The sequence below is a fragment of the Vibrio cortegadensis genome (assembly GCF_024347395.1).
In the GTDB taxonomy this organism is placed as follows: Bacteria; Pseudomonadota; Gammaproteobacteria; order Enterobacterales; family Vibrionaceae; genus Vibrio; species Vibrio cortegadensis.
This window is the reverse complement of sequence record NZ_AP025473.1, coordinates 859,006-878,583: the sequence shown is the minus strand read 5'-3', so window position 1 is coordinate 878,583 and position 19,578 is coordinate 859,006. Positions and strand designations below refer to the sequence as shown.

The 19,578-nt window shown below is 41.9% G+C and carries 14 protein-coding genes; 10 read left to right on the top strand and 4 right to left on the bottom strand.

The features are described 5' to 3' along the window. Positions 1 to 44: 44 nt before the first annotated feature. Both OCV39_RS18175 and OCV39_RS18170 read right to left on the bottom strand, forming a co-directional pair. Entirely contained in the window at positions 45 to 398 is a 354-nt protein-coding gene (locus OCV39_RS18175; RefSeq protein ID WP_017053583.1) for a hypothetical protein, read from the bottom strand. Positions 399 to 816: 418 nt separating this feature from the next. Further along, positions 817 to 1,359 carry a DUF3332 domain-containing protein gene (locus OCV39_RS18170; RefSeq protein WP_171755848.1) on the bottom strand — a complete coding sequence of 181 codons (543 nt, stop codon included), beginning with the start codon at positions 1,357 to 1,359 and terminating at the stop codon, positions 817 to 819. Positions 1,360 to 1,769: 410 nt separating this feature from the next. On the opposite strand from OCV39_RS18170, the gene OCV39_RS18165 reads away from it, so the two are divergent. The 3 genes from OCV39_RS18165 to OCV39_RS18155 all read left to right on the top strand — a co-directional run bounded on the left by OCV39_RS18165 (position 1,770) and on the right by OCV39_RS18155 (position 5,822). Beyond that, complete coding sequence (locus OCV39_RS18165; protein WP_113799745.1) at positions 1,770 to 3,005, top strand: L-lactate MFS transporter; 1,236 nt, start codon at positions 1,770 to 1,772, stop codon at positions 3,003 to 3,005. Between the two features lie 256 nt (positions 3,006 to 3,261). Further along, complete coding sequence (locus tag OCV39_RS18160; RefSeq protein WP_261889614.1) at positions 3,262 to 5,616, top strand: fatty acid cis/trans isomerase; 2,355 nt, start codon at positions 3,262 to 3,264, stop codon at positions 5,614 to 5,616. 23 nt (positions 5,617 to 5,639) lie between these two features. Further along, the gene (locus OCV39_RS18155) at positions 5,640 to 5,822 is read left to right on the top strand and encodes a hypothetical protein (RefSeq protein ID WP_261889613.1); all 183 of its coding nucleotides are present in this window, start codon (positions 5,640 to 5,642) and stop codon (positions 5,820 to 5,822) included. Positions 5,823 to 5,914: 92 nt separating this feature from the next. Here the strand turns inward: OCV39_RS18155 and torS are convergent, their stop codons facing one another. After that, positions 5,915 to 8,875 carry a TMAO reductase system sensor histidine kinase/response regulator TorS gene (gene torS, locus OCV39_RS18150; RefSeq protein ID WP_261889612.1) on the bottom strand — a complete coding sequence of 987 codons (2,961 nt, stop codon included), beginning with the start codon at positions 8,873 to 8,875 and terminating at the stop codon, positions 5,915 to 5,917. 95 nt (positions 8,876 to 8,970) lie between these two features. Between torS and torT the strand changes: the two genes are divergently transcribed. Together torT and OCV39_RS18140 are read left to right on the top strand one after the other, a co-directional pair. Then, positions 8,971 to 10,011: a TMAO reductase system periplasmic protein TorT gene (torT, locus tag OCV39_RS18145; RefSeq protein ID WP_017053577.1), complete on the top strand. Its 1,041-nt coding sequence runs from the start codon at positions 8,971 to 8,973 to the stop codon at positions 10,009 to 10,011. Between the two features lie 91 nt (positions 10,012 to 10,102). Further along, on the top strand, positions 10,103 to 10,558 hold the full coding sequence (locus OCV39_RS18140) for a methylglyoxal synthase (RefSeq protein WP_017053576.1): 456 nt from the start codon (positions 10,103 to 10,105) through the stop codon (positions 10,556 to 10,558). Positions 10,559 to 10,777: 219 nt separating this feature from the next. Here the strand turns inward: OCV39_RS18140 and helD are convergent, their stop codons facing one another. Continuing rightward, positions 10,778 to 12,847: a DNA helicase IV gene (helD, locus tag OCV39_RS18135; protein WP_017053575.1), complete on the bottom strand. Its 2,070-nt coding sequence runs from the start codon at positions 12,845 to 12,847 to the stop codon at positions 10,778 to 10,780. 193 nt (positions 12,848 to 13,040) lie between these two features. On the opposite strand from helD, the gene yccS reads away from it, so the two are divergent. The 5 genes from yccS to glpD all read left to right on the top strand — a co-directional run bounded on the left by yccS (position 13,041) and on the right by glpD (position 19,433). Continuing rightward, positions 13,041 to 15,194: a YccS family putative transporter gene (gene yccS, locus OCV39_RS18130; RefSeq protein ID WP_261889611.1), complete on the top strand. Its 2,154-nt coding sequence runs from the start codon at positions 13,041 to 13,043 to the stop codon at positions 15,192 to 15,194. A gap of 404 nt (positions 15,195 to 15,598) precedes the next feature. Next, entirely contained in the window at positions 15,599 to 15,784 is a 186-nt protein-coding gene (locus tag OCV39_RS18125) for a hypothetical protein (RefSeq protein WP_113799755.1), read from the top strand. Positions 15,785 to 15,845: 61 nt separating this feature from the next. After that, entirely contained in the window at positions 15,846 to 16,214 is a 369-nt protein-coding gene (locus OCV39_RS18120; protein WP_171755841.1) for a hypothetical protein, read from the top strand. A 132-nt stretch (positions 16,215 to 16,346) separates the two neighbouring features. Then, positions 16,347 to 17,606 (top strand): hydroxymethylglutaryl-CoA reductase, encoded by a 1,260-nt coding sequence (locus tag OCV39_RS18115; protein WP_261889610.1) that lies wholly within the window; start codon positions 16,347 to 16,349, stop codon positions 17,604 to 17,606. 219 nt (positions 17,607 to 17,825) lie between these two features. Continuing rightward, entirely contained in the window at positions 17,826 to 19,433 is a 1,608-nt protein-coding gene (gene glpD / locus OCV39_RS18110) for a glycerol-3-phosphate dehydrogenase (RefSeq protein ID WP_261889609.1), read from the top strand. Positions 19,434 to 19,578: the final 145 nt, after the last annotated feature.

The window sequence follows — 19,578 nt, the reverse complement described above, 5'->3', positions numbered from 1 at the left end:
GTAGAAACAAAAAGCCCTCTTTGCAGAAGGCTTATCGCGAGTATTTAAGCTGTGACGTTTTTGAATTTTGCAGTGATGTTATCTCGATATGTGAACCACAAATAAGTCACAATGATTGAGAAATGCAGATAAGAAAGAGCAAATACAATGGGTGACGTAATTAGATCTTCAGACATACCCCAAGCGACTCCAATGACGGTAATCGCCAGCTTAGATAGCATTCCACACATTAACAACAGAAGAGCAAGCTCAGGAAAGCGAGTGCTACGGAATGCAAACCAGTAACAGCTTCCAACAGCCAAAGACGCAATCGATAACCCTAACATGAAAGAATGTAAGTGGTCTGCAGAAGCCACCCCAGCGGAAAGCGATGTCATTAAGATTAGTAATAATTTCATGTTTATTTGCCTTACTTTTTAAGAGAAAAGCATCCTTTCATTTTTGCAAACTCATTTTGCATGACATTTTGCGTATTTTCCAACGAATTGCAAGGCTAAAAACCGCACAACAAATGCTTAAAAATCGAACAATAAAGCTCTGATTACAAATATTTAACAAGCAAGATAGTAGCAAATACCATTACAACAGGCTTTTACTGATTAAATGATTGGAACAGACGGTTTTTAAACAAAAATTTAACATGTAGATTTTTCTTTAAATTACGACTGGTCAGGCATTTTGTACACCTAACTTAGCTAAAAAAAGCCAGTACAAAAATGCACCGGCTTGCTGATTAAGGTAATAACTTCCTACTAAGGATATTTCCCTCACAGATGTTCTAGATTGAATTCATTGCAGAAACAAATGTAACCAAAACTAGATCCGAGCGGTTTTGGTATACACGTCCAACTCTTGCATACTAACAAAAGTGATAAGCTCATTGTCTAAATAAAAATTGACGCCTCCAACGCTCTTTTCACCTCGGAAAATCTGTTTAGTGCCATCTTGATATGAAATATCCATTTGAAGCGTATTTTCATCTACTTTCTTCATCACAGCATCTTCAACCCACTGATTATTAACTTGAATTGGTGCTTCAGTTAATGATTTATCAAGCTGACTATTAACTTTAATTATCGCTTCTAATTTCGAGTCAACCACTGCTGGTGACTTCCCGGAAATAGGATTTTTTCCTGTCCAGAACTCAATTGAATTGAAAATAAACATATCGGCTACTGATGCGATCCCATATACAGGAGACAACAAAAGAAACACGCCTTCACGAGCGTATCTATTATCCACAAGCTGCAAGTTAAATTTTGAGACCAAGCCTGTTGTTGCCATTTGTCCCATACAACCTGTCAACGTTGATGCACTCAGCAGCATCACAGACACCAATTTCATTTTTTGCACTTTCATTTCTCTTACCAACAATAATGTTTTAACTTCAGATATTGAAGCGGGCCGGAGTTTAATGAATATAAATAGAATTGAATAGTGAAATAATCATTTATCTACAACAAGTTAACACGGACATTTTTACAACATCAGAAAAACGCAACTTTCATCATCAAAGAAAAAACATTGAGTATGAAGCCACTGCCATATCAACCTTCAATCCTCATCCCAACCAAGCAATTAACAACTAATTATCAATTACTTTTCATTTGAAATTATTTTACATTCGCTCACAAAAAGAGATTCCAATCACACTTTTATTGGTTATAATCCGCGCTCTTTGCGACATCTATTGATAAATGCAAACTTATTTTGAGAAAAACACATTAACTAACTCTTCTTTCTATGAAAGAACCAAACTGAGAATAAAAATGAGCAAGATTGATAAAGCAATGCGTATCCTGCTAGCAGGTTTTTGTATCAACCTGTGTCTTGGCATCTTGTATGCGTGGAGCGTATTTAACAAAGCACTCGTAACCGACTTTGGATGGAGTGCGGCGGACGCATCTTCTCCTTATGCCATCGCGACCATCACTTTCTCAGTTTGTCTTTTAGTTGCAGGTATCCTTCAAGATCGCATGGGACCACGTAAGATCCTTATCCTAGGCACAACATTAACAGGCCTAGGGATGATCGCTTCTGGTTTCGCTTCATCCGTTTTTGCGCTAAATATTACGTTTGGTGTGATTACCGGTGCGGGTATCGGTTTTGGTTATGCTTGTCTTGCTCCATCTGCAATGAAATGGTTCCATATCTCTAAGAAAGGTATGGTAAATGGTTTGATTGCGGCTGGTTTTGGTTTAGCGGCAGTTTACCTAGCCCCGCTAACATCAATGCTAATCTCTGAAGTGGGCATCAATACTAGCTTTATGATCCTTGGGGCTGGCGTGTTAGCGATTGCCGTTCCATTAGCGTGTACGATCAACAACCCACCAGAAGGCTACCAAGCTGAGCAACCAAAAGTAAAAGCAGGAAAAGCACCAATTGCGGTTAAAACGTCTGCTGATATGACTTGGAAAGCGATGCTAAAAACGCCTCAGTTCTACTCTCTTTGGGTAATGTACGCTTTTGCTGCCTCTGCGGGTTTAATGATCATTGGTAACATCACTAATATTGCGAGTGTACAGGCTAACTTGCCTAATGCCGTTTACCTTGCATCAATCCTTGCGATTTTTAACTCTGGCGGTCGTGTTGCCGCGGGTATTCTTTCGGACAAAATTGGTTGCGTTCGTACTTTGATGCTTGCTTTCATCTTACAAGGCATCAACATGGTGCTGTTTGCTTCATTTGATACAGAGCTAACGTTGATTATTGGTACTGCGCTTGCTGCTGTTGGGTACGGAACATTACTTGCAGTATTCCCATCAATCACTGCTGAATACTACGGTCTGAAAAACTACGGTACAAACTACGGTGTTTTATACACGTCATGGGGTTTAGGCGGTGCAATCGGTGCTGCGATTGTAGGTTATTCAATGACTCAAAGTGATGGTTACACATTAGCGTATACCATTTCAGCAGGCATGATGGCAACCTGTGTGATTTTAGCTTTCGTGACCAAGCCGATGTCTGAAGAGAAAATTGAAGCACTTCAACAAGCTGCTTAATCTGGTTTTAAGATCGAGTTTCAAGGCCTAGCTATCAAGATCTGGCTTGCAAGATTTAGCTTTCCAGACTGGATTTAAGATCATCGATTCGATAGAAAGGCGTATCACTAAGGGTGGTACGCCTTTTTTTTTCCATCTTAGCTCTTTATTCGTCCCCAACCCCAAGCAGATCGTCTTACTCATTGATCGTACTAAATTTGTCGCTAACTTATATATCTGCTTTAATTAGCGCATCACTTGCTAATTTCATAAGACAATGCCACTTCGTCACATTATTCTACTTTGCTTTATTACCGTGTTTTCCGGCTGTGCTGTGTATGCAGGTCTAAACTACGATCAACTATTTGGTCCTCAACAAGTCAGAGATCGTCAAGCACCTCTTCAATCTCCTCAGGCGCACTTCTTTTTAGACGAAGTAAAGCCCATCATAGATAAGCGATGCGTTGTTTGTCATGCCTGCTACGATGCCCCTTGCCAACTCAAAATGTCCTCCGTTGAAGGGATTGATCGTGGCGCGTCTAAAGAAAAGATTTATCAAGGCACACGCTTAACGGCTTCAAAGCCGACACGTTTATTTGAAGATGCTCAATTGACGCAAGAGTGGCGTGACAGTGGCTTTCACCCAGTACTAAATGAGAGAGTTCAAAACCCTACAGCCAACCTCGATGCCGGACTAGTGGCTCGTTTACTCAGCCAAAAAGAGAACCACCCTTTACCACAGCAAGTTCAACTCGAAGGCTTTGATTTCTCAACCGACAGAGATCAACAGTGTCCAACCATTGAAGAGTATGCCCAATACGAACAGGATTACCCAACTTGGGGGATGCCTTATGGTATGCCAAACCTCGAAGCATCCGATTATAAAACTCTGATGGCGTGGTTAGAGAACGGAGCTATCATGAATGAGCATATTCCGTTGTCTATGGATGAACAGTCCAAAATTGCCCAATACGAAGCTCTCCTCAACAACAGCTCACGTAAAAGCCAGTTAACTGCTCGTTACTTATATGAACACCTCTTTTTATTCCATCTCTATTTCTCTGAGTTACCCAGCCATCCACGTTTCTTTACTTTAGTACGTTCAGAAACACCACCCGGAGAGCCTGTAAAAAGAATTGCGACTCGTCGCCCTTATGATGATCCTAACGTCGATCGTGTCTACTACCGCTTGATCCCGGAACAAGGGACAATCGTTGATAAAACACACATGCCATATGCACTGAACAGTGATCGAATCGGGAAATGGAAAGAGTGGTTTATTGATGCTGACTATGACGTAGAGCAGTTACCGAGTTATCACGTCGAAGTCGCAGCGAACCCAATGACAAGTTTCCATAGTTTGCCAGTAATCGCGAGATTTAACTTTTTGGTCGACAACGCGCAAAACACCATCATGGCTTTCATTAAAGGTCCGGTATGTCGTGGACAGCTCGCTCTCAATGTAATTAACGATCGATTTTGGGTATTTTTTGTCGATCCGCAAAAAGCGAATTTACCTGAAATCAACGATTTTTATTACTCCCAAGAGCAAAACCTAAAACTGCCTGGTGAATTAGAAAGTAACACGCTTCCACTCACTAATTGGGTGAAATACGCTCGTCAACAAGCTCGTTATCTTGATGGAAAGTCAGAATTTACTAATCAGTGGTTTAAAGGTGCCGACTACCTCAACACCTCTATTCTATGGAATGGTGAACAACGTAACCCTAATGCCGCACTGACAGTATTCCGCCACTTTGATAGCGCCTCTGTTGTCCAAGGCCTTGTTGGCGACAAACCCAAAACAGCATGGGTTCTTGACTATGCCCTACTCGAAAGAATTCACTACTTATTAGTCGCGGGTTTTGATGTTTATGGTAATTTCGGCCACCAGCTGATCACTCGTATGTACATGGATTTCTTACGTCTTGAAGGAGAGAGTAACTTCTTAACCCTGCTGCCTAAAGATGTACGCCATCAAGAACAATCCAGTTGGTATCAGAACCAGAGCGCTCAATTGAGTGATTTTTTGCAGCGTAATATCAGACCATTTGAGCAGGAAAGTAGCGAAATTTACAAAACTGACGATCCAAAATCAGAACTTTACGATAAAATCGTAAACCACTTAAAACCAGTTCTGAATGATCGCTATGATATTGTCGATACAGGGTTTACCTCTAGTAATGAAGCCCAACTTCAATCGATCGACAAAATCAAAGGCGCTGGGCTTCTCCCCTTACCACAGATCACGATGTTGATGATTACATCCGATGGTGGAGATGATCAATTATTCACTCTGTTACGCAATAATGCTCATCAAAATATTTCTAGCTTATTCGATGAAAAAAGTAACCGCGATCCTAAGCATGACTCTCTTACATTGGTTCGTGGGGTTATTGGGAGTTATCCTGCGGCTTTTTGGTCATTAGAAGAGTCTGAAATTCCCGAATTAGTAAAAAGACTAAAAAATCTCAAATCTGAGCAAGATTATATTAAGTTATTGGATCGTTTTGCAATTCGAAGAAGCTCAGATAAATTTTGGCCCTTTAGCGACAGAGTCCATGCTTGGTATAAGAAGAATCAACCTACTGAATATGGATTGTTGGACTACAATAGGTTTGAGAATCGGTAGTACTGTCGCTATAGGAGGCTCCTATGAGTATCAGAGATAATATCGAAGCTCTTGAGCAGCAAATTTACGTTGCATGTTCAGAAGGCGATTATGATGCGTTAAATATGTTAGAGAATCAGTTAGAACTGCTACGCGGAAGAGCTGAGCACCCTTTTGATGATGACCCAAATGCATTAGATCTAGGAAGCCGCTTTGAAAACAATTAGTAACAGAACGGATAGCTAACAAACCATCGCATCAATACTAAAAATCCTCTGTTGATACAGAGGATTTTTGTTTTTTCATCTAGAACTTTTATTTAGTTGATTGCTGTATTTAACGCTTCAATTGATTGCTCAACCAAATTCGCCAGTGTTTCGTGATCTTTCCGGTAAACCATCAGAGGTTCACCAGCACTTTCAATCAACATACACGCATGAAATAACCGTTTTAAACCTAAACTGCCTGCTGACCCTTTTAATTTATGCGCGAGAGACTTAATTTCAAGGTAATCATCTGATTTTTCAGCAACCTGTAGACTCAATAATACGTCTCGGCTGCTTGTCACAAACAGCCCTACAATTTCACGCATTTTATCTCGACCTAAAATAGACATATCTCCTTCAATGACCGTAATATCGATCACTCTTATCTCATTTGGTGTGATCTTTTCACCTGAAAGACTGTCACTGTTAAGCATAGTGCAATCATCCCTATTTGATGAATCAACAGCCTCTTCATTTAGTTGAGGCAATACAAGCGATTTCCCATCAAGAGTACTTTGAATAAGGGTTGCGAGTGCATCCTTATCGAGTGGCTTAGGTAAGTAACCATCAAATCCACTTGATAAATAACTCTCCACTTCTTCATTGAAAACATGAGCCGATACCGCCACCATTGGCGTTGGATGAGCCTGTAATGTGATCTCTTTATTTTTCTCAATCGCCTTCAAACTGCCCAGTAGATCAACGCCATTACAATCGGGTAAGTTAATATCCAACAACGCGATATCAAAATGCTGCGACTCAAAAATTTTCTCAGCTTCGGCTCCGGTTTCCGCAGTCACCACTTCATGCCCTAAATTCGATAAGAACCCTTCGGCAACCAGGCAGTTCACAGGGTTATCTTCTACCAGTAAGACTTTCGCTTTAATCACCGTATTCAAGCTCGTCACTGATGGAATATCCACCTTTTCTCCGGGTTGAAGCTCTAAACTAAACCAGAAGCGACTCCCCTCTCCAACGTTTGACTCTAAATGCAACTCCGCATCCATCGCCTCAATAATTCGTTTACTGATGGCTAGGCCTAATCCTGTTCCCCCAGTCGAATTAATCCCACCACTAGCCTGAGTAAATGGGTCGAATAAGTTTCTTTGTTCTTCTGGGCCAATACCAATACCAGAATCGCTCACTTCAAACATCACTCGCTTGTCGTTATCAACATCCATACTCACATAGATATCAACTTCACCGCGTTCCGTAAATTTAATCGCATTACCCACAAGGTTATTGAGAACTTGGCTGATGCGAGTTACGTCTCCTCTCCAATATTTTGCAACATCACTTTCAATATGCTGATAGAAAGCAAGATGCTTCTCTTGCGCTCGGCTTTGCATTAGCTGAAAGGCATCATCAACCATATGGTGTAAGTTGAATGAGGATTCACGAATTTCAAGGTGACCCGCCTCAATTTTTGAGTAGTCCAATATATCATTCAAAATAGCGAGTAAGTTTTTACCGCTACGGTTAATAATATCGACGTACTGCCCCTGCAATGGATCTAAGCCACTATCTTTAAGTAAGTGGGCCGTCCCGAGTACCCCATTCATTGGTGTTCGGATTTCATGACTCATTGTCGCGAGGAATGCAGATTTGGCGCGACTGGCTTGTTCCGCTAAAGAGCGAGCTTTCGCATGGTTCAAAACTTCTACATTGAGTCGTTGGTTCGTTTTCTGCAGTTGATGAGTTCTGTCAGTAACAAGCTCTTCAAGGTGTTCCTTGTGTTCCTCTAAATCTCGCTTCGCTTGTGCCTCTCCTTCTGCTACTACCTGCAAGGCTTGAGCGGTGTTTCTAGCAGTAACGATGGCTTGTCCCATATGCGCAAGTTCATCATTTCCTTTGACATGGATCGTGACATCTAAATGCCCCTGAGCAATCGAAAGTAGAGCTGATGAGTATTCTGTTAGGCGTTTCACTACCGAGATGTACACCACCTTCCAGACGATGATCACGGCAATGATTAAACCAATGATCGAGATTAAACTCAGAGAAAGCTGCGCGTAATTGAGGGTTTTTGTTAACTCTTCTACCGCTTTTGTGGTGGTCAGGTTCGATTCATCAACTAAGCTGTTTACAGTGTTGTTCAACTCACTGAAAAGGCTCAATGTATTTTGCATTAAGAACTGAGACTGCTGCTCGTTCTCATACTTTTCCATCAAGATATCAAATACCACCTGGCGCTTACCCAAATCGACTAATAGTGCAGTCATCTGCTTGGATCGCGTTGGATCTTCCACTGCACGAACGCGCCGCATCATAATGTTTAGGTTACCTTGGAATTCACTCTGAATAATCTGGATACGTTCAATATTCGTAACGGTACGTGCTTCTTCTATCTGATTGAGCATTTTAAAAGCTAACAAATGCAGTTCATGTAAGCGTTCTGATAAATCGAGGTCAACTTCGACTAATGCATCCAGTGCTTGGTATACCTTCTCAGTCTGTTTATTCTCTAATAAGTCATAGATATGAGTGACATTCGCCACCGCAATAGTACTAGTATTCAATACCTGCGTTCGAGTCAACTGTTCTAACTCAGCACTGAGCTTACGCATCTCTTCCACTCGGATATGCAACTCACCACTCAACCACAGCTTCTTCTCTACGGTAATACCGAGTTCTGCTAACGTATTGATGACGCTTTCAACGTTATTTTCGAGTCGAGTCAATAAACCAGAATCAAAAGAATCCGACCCAAGGGCTTTAATATGTGTAAGAAGGGATTCAAGTTGCTCAAACAGCATTTTCCCAGATGCTTTACGCTCCTGTTCATTTTTGGCATTTGACAGAGTTTGAACCGATGAGATGATCCTAGAACTCAGCTCAGAAACTTGCCTCGCTTCTATCATTGCCGGAATGGCAGAGTCCACGACATTTCTTTCCGTTTTCGCCACAAACGAAAAACCTGAAGCGCCAATGAGTGCAGAAAGTAATACCAGCAAAGCCATGATCAAAAATGAGAACAATAACTTACGGCCGATACTCGCGGTTGCTAACAACATAAAATGATAACCTTTGAGAACATGCTTCTTAACCGAACGATAATACGTTATATTTTGCAGTGTTTATCCAATCAATGCCAATGAACTATTATTCCATGCCTAGACCTAAGTCACTTTCAGCAACATTAGTACGTCTCGCAGCCACCATCAGCCTGGTAAGCATGCCAATTTCGACTGTTTTTGCTGAACCGTCAAAGACGCAAAAAGTTAACACTCCAGCACCAAAAATATGCGCGATTTACCCGCACTTAAAAGATTCATATTGGTTATCTGTTAACTACGGAATGGTTTCTGAAGCACGAAAACAGCATGTGGAATTACGAGTTCTAGAAGCAGGTGGTTACCCAAACAAGATTAAGCAACAGCAGCAACTGTCGCTGTGCACTCGCTGGGGTGCAGACGCCATCATTCTTGGAACCGTGTCACCTGATGCTTTTTCTAATAATTTAAGTGAATTTGTTGGCTCAACACCGGTTTTTGCCACGGTGAATAAATTGGTACTCAATGACAAGCAGAGTGATTTACTAAAAGGCGTCGTGGGCGTTGACTGGTACTGGATGGGCTTTGAAGCAGGTCAGTACTTAGCCAATGCGCATCCTAAAGGGAGTGGTGTTACCGATATTGCCTTCTTGCCTGGGCCAAAAACAAGCGGCGGAACAAAACCCGCAACTGTCGGCTTTTATGATGCAATCAAAGGAAGCGATATAAATATCGTGGTGAGCTATTGGGCTGACAACGACAAAGAATTGCAGCGAAACCTTGTTCAAAAAGTCATTGATACCCCAAATGTTCAATACATAGTGGGAAGTGCAGTTGCCATTGAAGCCGCAGTCAGTGAATTACGAGCTGCTGAAAAAACGGATGACATTAAATTAGTCTCCACTTACTTAAGTCACGGCGTTTACCGCGGTTTACTCCGAAATCGTGTAGAGTTTGCACCGACCGATCAAATGGTCCAGCAAGGCCGCTTATCCATGAGACAAGTTATTCACTACCTAAACGATGAAAAGTACGCTTTTGATAGTGCTCCGAGCATTGAACCTCTCACACCAAAAACGTTACAGCGCAAAGTAATTGAAAATTCTTTATCTCCATCAGAATATAGGCCTACTTTTAACATAAAAGAGATTGAATAATTCAAGCGACCTATGTTTTAGTATCAACCGTTTATAATTCTAACAAGACTCAGCACAGACTGTTGATATTACTACATTAGGGAATACTTACATGCAAAAAACGACTCGTACTATGCCTGCGCATAAACATGTCGCTCTTGTGGCTCATGATCACTACAAACCTGAATTATTAAAATGGGTTGTTGAAAACAAAGAAAAGCTTCAAAGTCATTTCTTATACGCGACTGGCACGACGGGTACCATGCTAAGCAAGGAAACCGGTTTAGCCATTAAGAGTATGATGAGCGGGCCAATGGGGGGCGATCAACAATTAGGCGCTCTTATCGCAGAAGGAAAAATCGACATGATGATTTTCTTCTGGGATCCACTCAATGCCGTACCTCATGATCCGGATGTAAAAGCTTTACTACGTATTGCCAGCGTGTGGAATATCCCTGTTGCCACAAACCGCGCAACGGCAAAATTCTTATTTGAGTCTAAACTGCTCGAAGAGGAAGTGGTCATCGAGATCCCGGACTACGAAAACTACTTAGCAGATAGAACTTAATTAATCTGATTCGTCAGATGATTAAGTCGTCGTAAAAACGCCTTCTTTTTGATCTTCAATCTTTATTCTAATCGTAAAAAGAAAATCATGCAGAAGGCGATATCTTGAACTTAATCTGTGAATTTCGAGCTTTGATTCTGTCTTTAGCTTTTATCTTTTAGTTTTTAGCTTTTAGCTTTAAAAATACTGACTCTTCACTTCAAAATTCAGCCCGTTTCGTTATTTCTTTCTTATCACTGGCCAATCACCAGAATTCAACTCTTGAACAAAGCCTGAACCATCACCGCTATGGGTGATCCATACTTTATGTCTAGCACGGGTCATTGCGACATAGAATAACCTTCGCTCTTCGGCATATGGAAAGAGATCATCAGATTGAGACAACGCCCCATCAAGATGTAACTGTTTTTTCTTCGCAGGGAGTTGCCCTTCATCAACACATAGGATAATGACGAAATCCGCCTCTTTTCCCTTACTGCCATGGCAGGTCATAAATTGAATATCAAGCTCTGTAAACTGCTTCTTCCAATCCATGAGTAGTGTCGGGCTGTGGTAATGATTTCGCCCAAGCAGTAAAACACTCGGTCTGTTCTTCGCAGACTTAGCGATACCCTCTAAGATTTTTTCAACACTAGCACTTGGAGCTGTCACCACGGCTTTCTGCTTTTGCTGCTTAAAACTATTGAGATCTTTTGGTATCTGACGTGGGTTAGCTTGTATAAAACGGTTGGCTACCTCACCGATCTTGCTATTAAACCTATAGGTCATATCAAGGTTGTGTACGGTTGAGTTTGGAAAACGTTTCTCAAAATCTGTCGTTAAATCAACATCTGCCCCTGCAAATTGATAAATTGACTGCCAATCATCCCCCACCGCATATAGAGAAGTACTGTAAGCTTGCTTAACTTGCTCGCACAAGGCTTGAATGAGACCCAGTCTATCTGGTGAAATATCTTGGTATTCATCAATCATGATAAACTTCCACGCTCCTTGAAAACGTCCTTTTTCAACGTATTTCGTAGCACGGCTGATCATCAAGGGGAAATCGATCTGATTCTGTTCTTTTAACATCTGTTGCCACGCTTGCACGCAAGGCCAGCAAAGCGCGAGCTCGCTATTGAGCCTTGAATATTCAGGGTGCGCAACCAAGTTCTGCTGAATGTCTTTCTTTGACAGCCCTGATGCGCAGAGCTTTTCTAACTGAGTTTCTAACCAGTTAATTAGTTTAGGATCTTCAACGTGACTGCCTAATTCATCATCCCCGGTCAAATACGCAATAGGCCATTTAGACAGATGCTTTTGCCAGCGTTTAAAGCTCGTTGGAGTCATCCAATGTTTTTTAAGCCAATCAATACACCACGCTTGCTTAAGTTTGCTATCCAATGCAATCGGAGAGATCACGACATTGTTACCTTCAACATGTTTAAGGATGCTTAATCCTAGTTGATGGAAGGTATTGACTTGAACTTGCTCTGCTGACATGCCAATTTTTGAATCCAGACGCTGTTTCATTTCAGCGGCGGCATCTCGCCCAAACGCCAGCATTAAGATTTGATCCGCTTGTGCTTGATGACTCTGCATTAAGTACGCAACGCGAGCCGTTAATACACTCGTTTTACCAGACCCAGCCCCCGCCAAAACAAGGTTATGGTCATCATTGAGAAGCACGGCATGTTGCTGAGAGGCGTTAAGAGGTGAAGATTCACATTGGGAGAATAAAACTTCCCAATTCTTTTTCTCGTTCTCAATCCAACCCTTATTACGGCCAGATAATGTTGATGATGGCTCTTTAAGCCAAGATTGCAGGCGTGATACACGTTTCGGTAAACGCAAAGCCGCTTCATCTATACTCATGCTCATTTGAGAAAAATCATGATTCACTTGAGTAACCCAAGCATTCACTTGAGAATGTTGGAGAAATGCAGGCTGTTTTTCTAATTGATCTAGCGTCGCTTCCCACTGTGGTAGATATTCAGCCAGCTGAGAACATTGATGATTGTGCCACTGCTGATAAGTGGCTACCGCATGGCGGGCAAAGTTGCGGCACAGCGCCCAAGGAAGCCCTTGAACAACCCAACTTTTTGTTTGACCATTTTCTTCATGCGCAAAAAATTGTAACGATCCCCAAATCAAACCTCGATGTAACCCTACTCTACCATCCCAAACGGTGAAGGGTATTCGCTCTTCACTACCAGAAGACGAAAGGAGTAAACGATTATCATCAAGTTCGACCTGATAATATTCGTTTTGAATAAAAAACTGTGCAGTCTTATTTGCGCTTAGCTGCATGAATAAATGCTCATTAAAATTTCATTCAGCGATTTTATACTAATCAGGCATTGTATTGAAAAATTTATGTCAATATTTGATAAGGTGAATTTATAATCGATCAGGAATATTTATTAACTTATATTCTAATTACATCAGAACCTTGCGTGTCTATTCTGCTAGTATAATGTTTTTGGTTTTTATCTGAGTTATTGTGAAGTTACCAGTCAAATTACGCCTATATTGGGCAAATAAAACAATCAATTACAGCATTCTGATTCTTATCACTCTCATGGGGGTGGTTTTACCTGCTTGGTATTATGAGCAGCATACCTTGATCACCCCTCTGATCTTAGGTGTGATTGCCGCAGCACTGGCTGAAAGTGAAGACAATTTCTCTGGTCGAGTAAAAGCCATAACCCTTACCTTTATCTGTTTTGCGATAGCGGCATTCTCAATAGAGATACTCTTTAATACACCTTGGTTATTTGCTATCGGGCTTTTCCTCTCGACGTTCGGCTTTATTATGCTCGGAGCTATTGGCCCTCGTTATGCCAGTATTGCCTTTGGCTCTTTATTGATCGCGATTTATACCATGCTTGGCGCGCATGAAAGCACCAACTTGTGGTTCCAGCCCTTATTACTATTAAGCGGCACGGCATGGTACTTTTTCATGTCGATGATCTGGCATATTTTCTGGCCTATGCAGCCCGTTCAACAAAATTTAGCCAATGTATTTCTTGAAGTGGCTAACTACCTAGAATCCAAGGCTAAATTGTTTCACCCTGTGACCGATTTAACGCCGCAGCCTTTACGCATCAATGAAGCCAGACTCAATGCGAGCACGGTAACCGCCCTGAACAACTGTAAAGCCACTCTATTGGCTCGATCTAAACGTGGGCATATAGACAGCGCCAGTGACCGTTTTTTGAATGTTTACTTCCTAGCGCAAGATATCCATGAGCGAGTGAGTTCAAGCCACTATCGCTATCAAGAACTGGCACAACACTTTGGACGATCGGATGTGCTTTTTCGATTTAAATACCTACTAGAGACACAAGCACAATCTTGTCGAAAGGTGGCGGAATCGATTCGTTTGGGTAATGAATACCAGCATGCTTCGGATTCAACATTGGCGCTAGATGAGCTTCAAAGCTCCCTAAACAACCTAAAAGAGCAGCAACGCCCTGAATGTCGAGCGCTTCTTGCCCAACTTGGCTATCTATTTACTAACCTTTCTACTGTAGAAAAACAACTTTCCAACGTAAGTAACCCCGACGTCACTATCATTGATGACGGCACGCTTGATGACACCGACCCACGCACCATAAAAACAATGTGGCAAAAAGTTAAAGCGAACCTCAATAAAGACTCACTGCTATTTCGACATGCCATCCGCATGGCCCTCGCGCTTACTGCGGGTTACGGCATCATTCAAGGGTTTGATATTGAACGCGGCTATTGGATCCTACTTACCACGCTGTTTGTTTGCCAGCCAAACTACAGTGCGACCAAGCAAAAACTTATTGCTCGTGTAATTGGAACATTGGCAGGTTTGCTTGTTGGTGTCCCACTGTTAACCCTCTTCCCATCTCAAGAGAGTCAGCTATTTTTCATTGTTATCTCAGGCATTATGTTTTTTGCCTTCAGAATGAACAATTACAGCTTTGCCACCGGGTTCATTACGGTTCTCGTACTATTTTGCTTTAACCAACTCGGTGAAGGCTATGCCGTGGTATTGCCTCGTTTAGCCGATACTTTAGTGGGCTGTGCTCTGGCTGTTTTAGCATTGATGTTAATTTTGCCAGACTGGGAATCAAAGCGACTTCATAAAGTGATGGCGGATTCCATACAATCGAACCAACACTATCTTGCTCAGATCATTGGCCAGTATAGAATAGGTAAGAAAGACACTCTAAATTACAGGATCTCCCGTCGCGCAGCGCACAACCATGATGCTAACCTAACTTCTGCAATCAGCAATATGCTAGCAGAACCGGGAAAATATCGTGCAGCGGTCAATGAAAGCTTCCGATTCTTAACATTAAACCACGCCTTGCTGAGCTATATTTCAGCGTTAGGCGCTCATAGAACACAACTGGATGACCAAGCCACGCATCAATTGATCTTAGATGCACACCGTGTGATCCATCAGCATCTAGAAGCAATACATCACCAACTTTATGAGCATAAAACAGAGTGCGATATTGATAGCTTCGGCCAAGACGACCTTCTTGCACGCTTAAGTGAATGGAGAGAAGAAGATGACAGTTCAGTTAGAATGGTGCTTCAACAACTTCATTTGATATATCGAATGCTTCCAGAATTGCACTCACTGGCCAGTAAGTTTGCCGTGCGCACTTTATGATTTCGGCACTTGATGATCTTTAACGCTTTATGATCTTTAACAGAAGCATTAAGCAAACAAAACCAATCACCTCTCATGCAGCGGCCAATCTATAGTGCCGCTGTTTGCTTGCCCTAAGTCCCCCTGATAAAAAATGTCATCGCTGATAAAAATATCGACGTTTATTTCACACGCCACTCATTATCATCATCTTAAGCTCAAAAAACACATGCCATTCGCCGAGATATTAGTCACATTACTTGACGAACAATTGAAGCGAACTTGACACTGCCCGGACAAAAAAACAGCGTTCAAAACTTAAAGTAAATCTATACAAGAGAGACTAAATTGATGTAATTGAAGTAAAGCTCTTCCTTCTCTCAAAATGTGTATTTTTCGGTCATACCGCCAGTAGAGGTAACGTTATGAGTTCACGACAATTTGAATTACTAAGAAACCAGCTTCAGCTACTTTCACCCCAACAACTGAAATCGTTGCAAGGTGAAATATCAAATACTCTAGGTGATCAAAATAAAGATTTGCTGACCGATGAAGAAAAAAACTTAATTTTCAACCTCTTCTCTTATGATGAGGCACCCAGTGTTCAATGAGCATAAGTTGCAGGATCTCACTAAGAGGTTTAAGCTGTAGATAGTACGAAGGAGTTTAGCTATGTCTATTTCCGGTATACAGTCAGGCTACCAAATGATCCAGCAGTCATCTGCAATGGCAGAAGACGCTGCGCGTGATATAAATCAGATTAATAAAACCCCTTCTCATGTGGAATCAGAGTTCCAACCAAAAACTGAAACTCCTCCAAAGCAAGACCTCGAATTACAGCAAGACCCTATCGTCACCCAAGATGACAGCCTTAGTTTCAACAAAATTGAATTTATGAAAGAGCCGGAACCATCAGCGCCAATATCCTATGTTGATTCCACGCAGCAATTAACTCAAGCGGCAGGTTATAATCGAATTGGGGCTAATATTGTGGAACGCAGCAATGAGATGATTGGTAGCTTGTTGGATATCCATATTTAGTCACTTCTCCTGCGATGTTTACCAAATATATACGTGTAAAAATCCGCGATAAACGGTTACCTCTTTTAACCAGCCCTTGTTTCTCAATTTGTTGTCGGTAGAATCGACCCAAATCAATTATGTTGTACTCTTATGCCAAAACTTAATCTGCATCGCCGTGACTACGTTTCAATTTTAGGTGGCGATATCTCCGCAGACGAATTAGAGCAAACGCTCCAGCCAAATTTTTCTCCAATCAAAAACAAACTGACACCTAGCCCTTATTTGACAGACAAGAACATCGAACGTCGCTGGAAAGCCCTCAATCAGGATGACTTAAAAGCCCAGCTTCTCGATCCCCATACTCTTGCGAATGCGCAAGCCTATGAAAAAAATATCGAGCACTTCATCGGGACGGTAAAAATCCCAGTAGGCATTGCGGGGCCACTTAGAGTCAATGGGCTATTTGCCAAAGGAGACTTTCTAGTCCCTCTTGCCACAACAGAGGCGGCTTTGGTCGCATCTTATAACCGTGGCGCGAAACTACTGAGCGCATGTGGTGGTGCAAGCGCAATGCTATTGAATGAAGGGGTGACTCGTACTCCGGCTTTCGCTTTTTATGGTATAGCTCAAGCAGGACAGTTCGTTGCTTGGGCGGTCACTCAGTACGACGAATTCAAAAAAATTGCGGAATCTACAACGTCACATGGCAAGCTCACCGATATTAATATCAATATTGAAGGCAATCACGTTTATATCGTTTTTGAATTCTTAACCGGTGATGCTTCAGGGCAAAATATGGTGACCATTGCCACCAATGCGGTTTTCGAATTCATTATGCAGCACAGTCCCATTCAGCCCGAGTATGCGTTCCTTGATGGCAACTTATCCGGTGACAAAAAAGCCAACACCCAGACACTTCGGAGTGTGCGAGGAAAGAAAGTAACGGCAGAAGCTCATATACCTGCAGAGTTAATTCAAAAGTACCTACATACGACGCCCGAAAAAATGATGCAATTTGGTCAAATGACAACAGTGGGTGGTACACTAAGCGGAACGATAGGCATTAATGCCCACTACGCCAATGCGCTGGCTGCACTGTATATTGCATGTGGCCAAGATGCGGCATGTGTCGCTGAATCCGCAATAGGTATGACAAGGATGGAGGTCGATCGCGAAGGCGGTTTATACGCCAGTGTTACGCTCCCGAATTTAATGATTGGTACGGTTGGAGGTGGCACATCCCTTCCAAGCCAGAAAGCTTGCTTAGACGTCATGGGGTTATTTGGTAATGGTAAATCCCAGGCGCTCGCAGAAGTCTGCGCGGCGTTATGTCTTGCGGGTGAACTCTCTATTGTTGGAGCATTCTGTGCAGGCCACTTCTCAAGAGCTCATCACAAACTCGCACGCTAATACTAAACTTCCCTCTCAAATCGCCACCTATTCAAACATTTTTGTTATTCAAAAAGCCTTACTTATCCAGTAAGGCTTTTTTCGTCTATGCTTTATTTTGAGTGAACGAGTAAAAAACATGATCTCCATCATATAAAACAATCAAAAAGTAACAGATATGAAAAATAAATGTGTATATTCAACTCACCAAATGAGCGAACGAACACAAAAGGCAGCGATATGACCAAGATAACGAAACAAAGCGAATGTAATGATACAAAATCATCCATCTTAGATCTGATTGTTGTCGGCGGTGGTATTAATGGTGCAGGCATAGCTGCAGATGCTTCGGGCCGTGAACTTACCGTTGGTCTATATGAAGCGAAAGATTTTGCTAGCGCGACTTCATCGGCGAGTTCAAAACTGATCCATGGTGGGCTGCGCTATTTAGAACATTATGAGTTTCGTTTAGTGGGTGAAGCGCTAGCCGAGCGTGAAATTCTACTTAAGAAAGTGCCACATATTGCTAAACCAATGCGTTTTCGTTTACCACATCGCCCATATCTACGCCCTGCTTGGATGTTAAGAGCTGGACTGTTTCTATACGATAACTTAGGAAAACGAACCTCATTAGCCGCGAGCCAAAAAATCAAGCTAAACGCTGGAGTTGTCACTAAACCCGACATGAAAATAGGATTTGAATATTCAGACTGCTGGGTTGATGATGCTCGTTTGGTTATTCTCAATGCCATTCAAGCTCAACAGAATGGCGCGGAGGTAAAGAATTACTGTAGCGTTGAAAAAGCTGAGCGTGATGGTGATATCTGGGTGGTCACTCTATTTGATCATGTCAGTCAACAACGATTCATTCGTCGCTGTCATACCCTAGTGAATGCGACAGGCCCTTGGGTGAAATCATTTATTACGGACAAAATGGATGAACAATCTCCTTATGGTATCCGATTAATCAAGGGGTCTCACCTTATCGTGCCAAAAATTCATGATGAGGAGCAAGCCTATATTCTGCAAAATGAAGATAAGCGTATTGTGTTTGTTATCCCTTATTTAGACAAATTCTCGATGATTGGTACCACCGACGTTGAATACGATGGAAAACCACGAGATGTCGCGATCAGCGCCGAAGAGACGAAGTATTTGCTTGATGTCGCGAATAAGCACTTTATGACTCAAACTCAAGAGACAGATATTATTTCAACATTCAGCGGTGTGCGACCGTTATGCGATGATGAATCAGACTCCCCACAAGCCATCACACGTGATTACACTATCGCCCTTCAGCAAGAACTTGAACAGGCTCCTTTGCTTTCAATCTTCGGCGGCAAGCTGACCACATATAGAAAACTAGCTGAATCTGCATTAAGCCAATTATCTGAATTCCTCCCACATATGGGACAAGCTTGGACAAAAGATAGCCCATTACCTGGTGGTGAAAGTTTTCATTTTAATACCCATTTTAGCCACCTCTCTAAGAAATTCCCATTTTTGAATCCTGTAATGATAAAGCGTTGGCTAACCACATACGGGAGTCGAACTGAGAAATTACTTCGCAACGTAGCATCGCAAGATGATCTTGGTCAGCAGTTTTCAGATGAGTGCTATCAAATCGAAATCGACTACCTTATTGATCATGAGTTTGCTGTCACCGTGGAAGATATACTCTGGCGTAGAACCAAACTAGGGTTACTTTTAACTACCCAAGAAATCGATAACCTAACACTGTATGTAAACAAGCTAAAATCGCCTCAAGAGATGAATATCGAAACTTATTGTAACGAACCGATCAGCGATACTCCCTTAAACGCTCAAGCAAAAGCAGTCAATGGGTAGTTAAGTATGAAAAAAAATGCAAGGCAACGCGACTTCGATATTGCACACAATAACGGTGTGATCACACACTTTTATTGTGTTGCATATAAAAAGCTAACAAATTGAATTATTAACGATTATATTTTATCTAATTTCGGCATTGGAA

Bases quoted from the DNA above. Each gene is read 5' to 3' on its own strand.
- OCV39_RS18165 (WP_113799745.1), top strand. From the start codon at position 1,770: ATGAGCAAGATTGATAAAGCAATGCGTATCCTGCTAGCAGGTTTTTGT.
- helD (WP_017053575.1), bottom strand. From the start codon at position 12,847: ATGCAGCTAAGCGCAAATAAGACTGCACAGTTTTTTATTCAAAACGAA.
- OCV39_RS18140 (WP_017053576.1), top strand. From the start codon at position 10,103: ATGCAAAAAACGACTCGTACTATGCCTGCGCATAAACATGTCGCTCTT.
- OCV39_RS18170 (WP_171755848.1), bottom strand. From the start codon at position 1,359: ATGAAAGTGCAAAAAATGAAATTGGTGTCTGTGATGCTGCTGAGTGCA.
- OCV39_RS18115 (WP_261889610.1), top strand. From the start codon at position 16,347: ATGCCAAAACTTAATCTGCATCGCCGTGACTACGTTTCAATTTTAGGT.
- OCV39_RS18175 (WP_017053583.1), bottom strand. From the start codon at position 398: ATGAAATTATTACTAATCTTAATGACATCGCTTTCCGCTGGGGTGGCT.
- OCV39_RS18155 (WP_261889613.1), top strand. From the start codon at position 5,640: ATGAGTATCAGAGATAATATCGAAGCTCTTGAGCAGCAAATTTACGTT.
- glpD (WP_261889609.1), top strand. From the start codon at position 17,826: ATGACCAAGATAACGAAACAAAGCGAATGTAATGATACAAAATCATCC.
- torT (WP_017053577.1), top strand. From the start codon at position 8,971: ATGCCTAGACCTAAGTCACTTTCAGCAACATTAGTACGTCTCGCAGCC.
- OCV39_RS18125 (WP_113799755.1), top strand. From the start codon at position 15,599: ATGAGTTCACGACAATTTGAATTACTAAGAAACCAGCTTCAGCTACTT.
- torS (WP_261889612.1), bottom strand. From the start codon at position 8,875: ATGTTGTTAGCAACCGCGAGTATCGGCCGTAAGTTATTGTTCTCATTT.
- OCV39_RS18160 (WP_261889614.1), top strand. From the start codon at position 3,262: ATGCCACTTCGTCACATTATTCTACTTTGCTTTATTACCGTGTTTTCC.
- OCV39_RS18120 (WP_171755841.1), top strand. From the start codon at position 15,846: ATGTCTATTTCCGGTATACAGTCAGGCTACCAAATGATCCAGCAGTCA.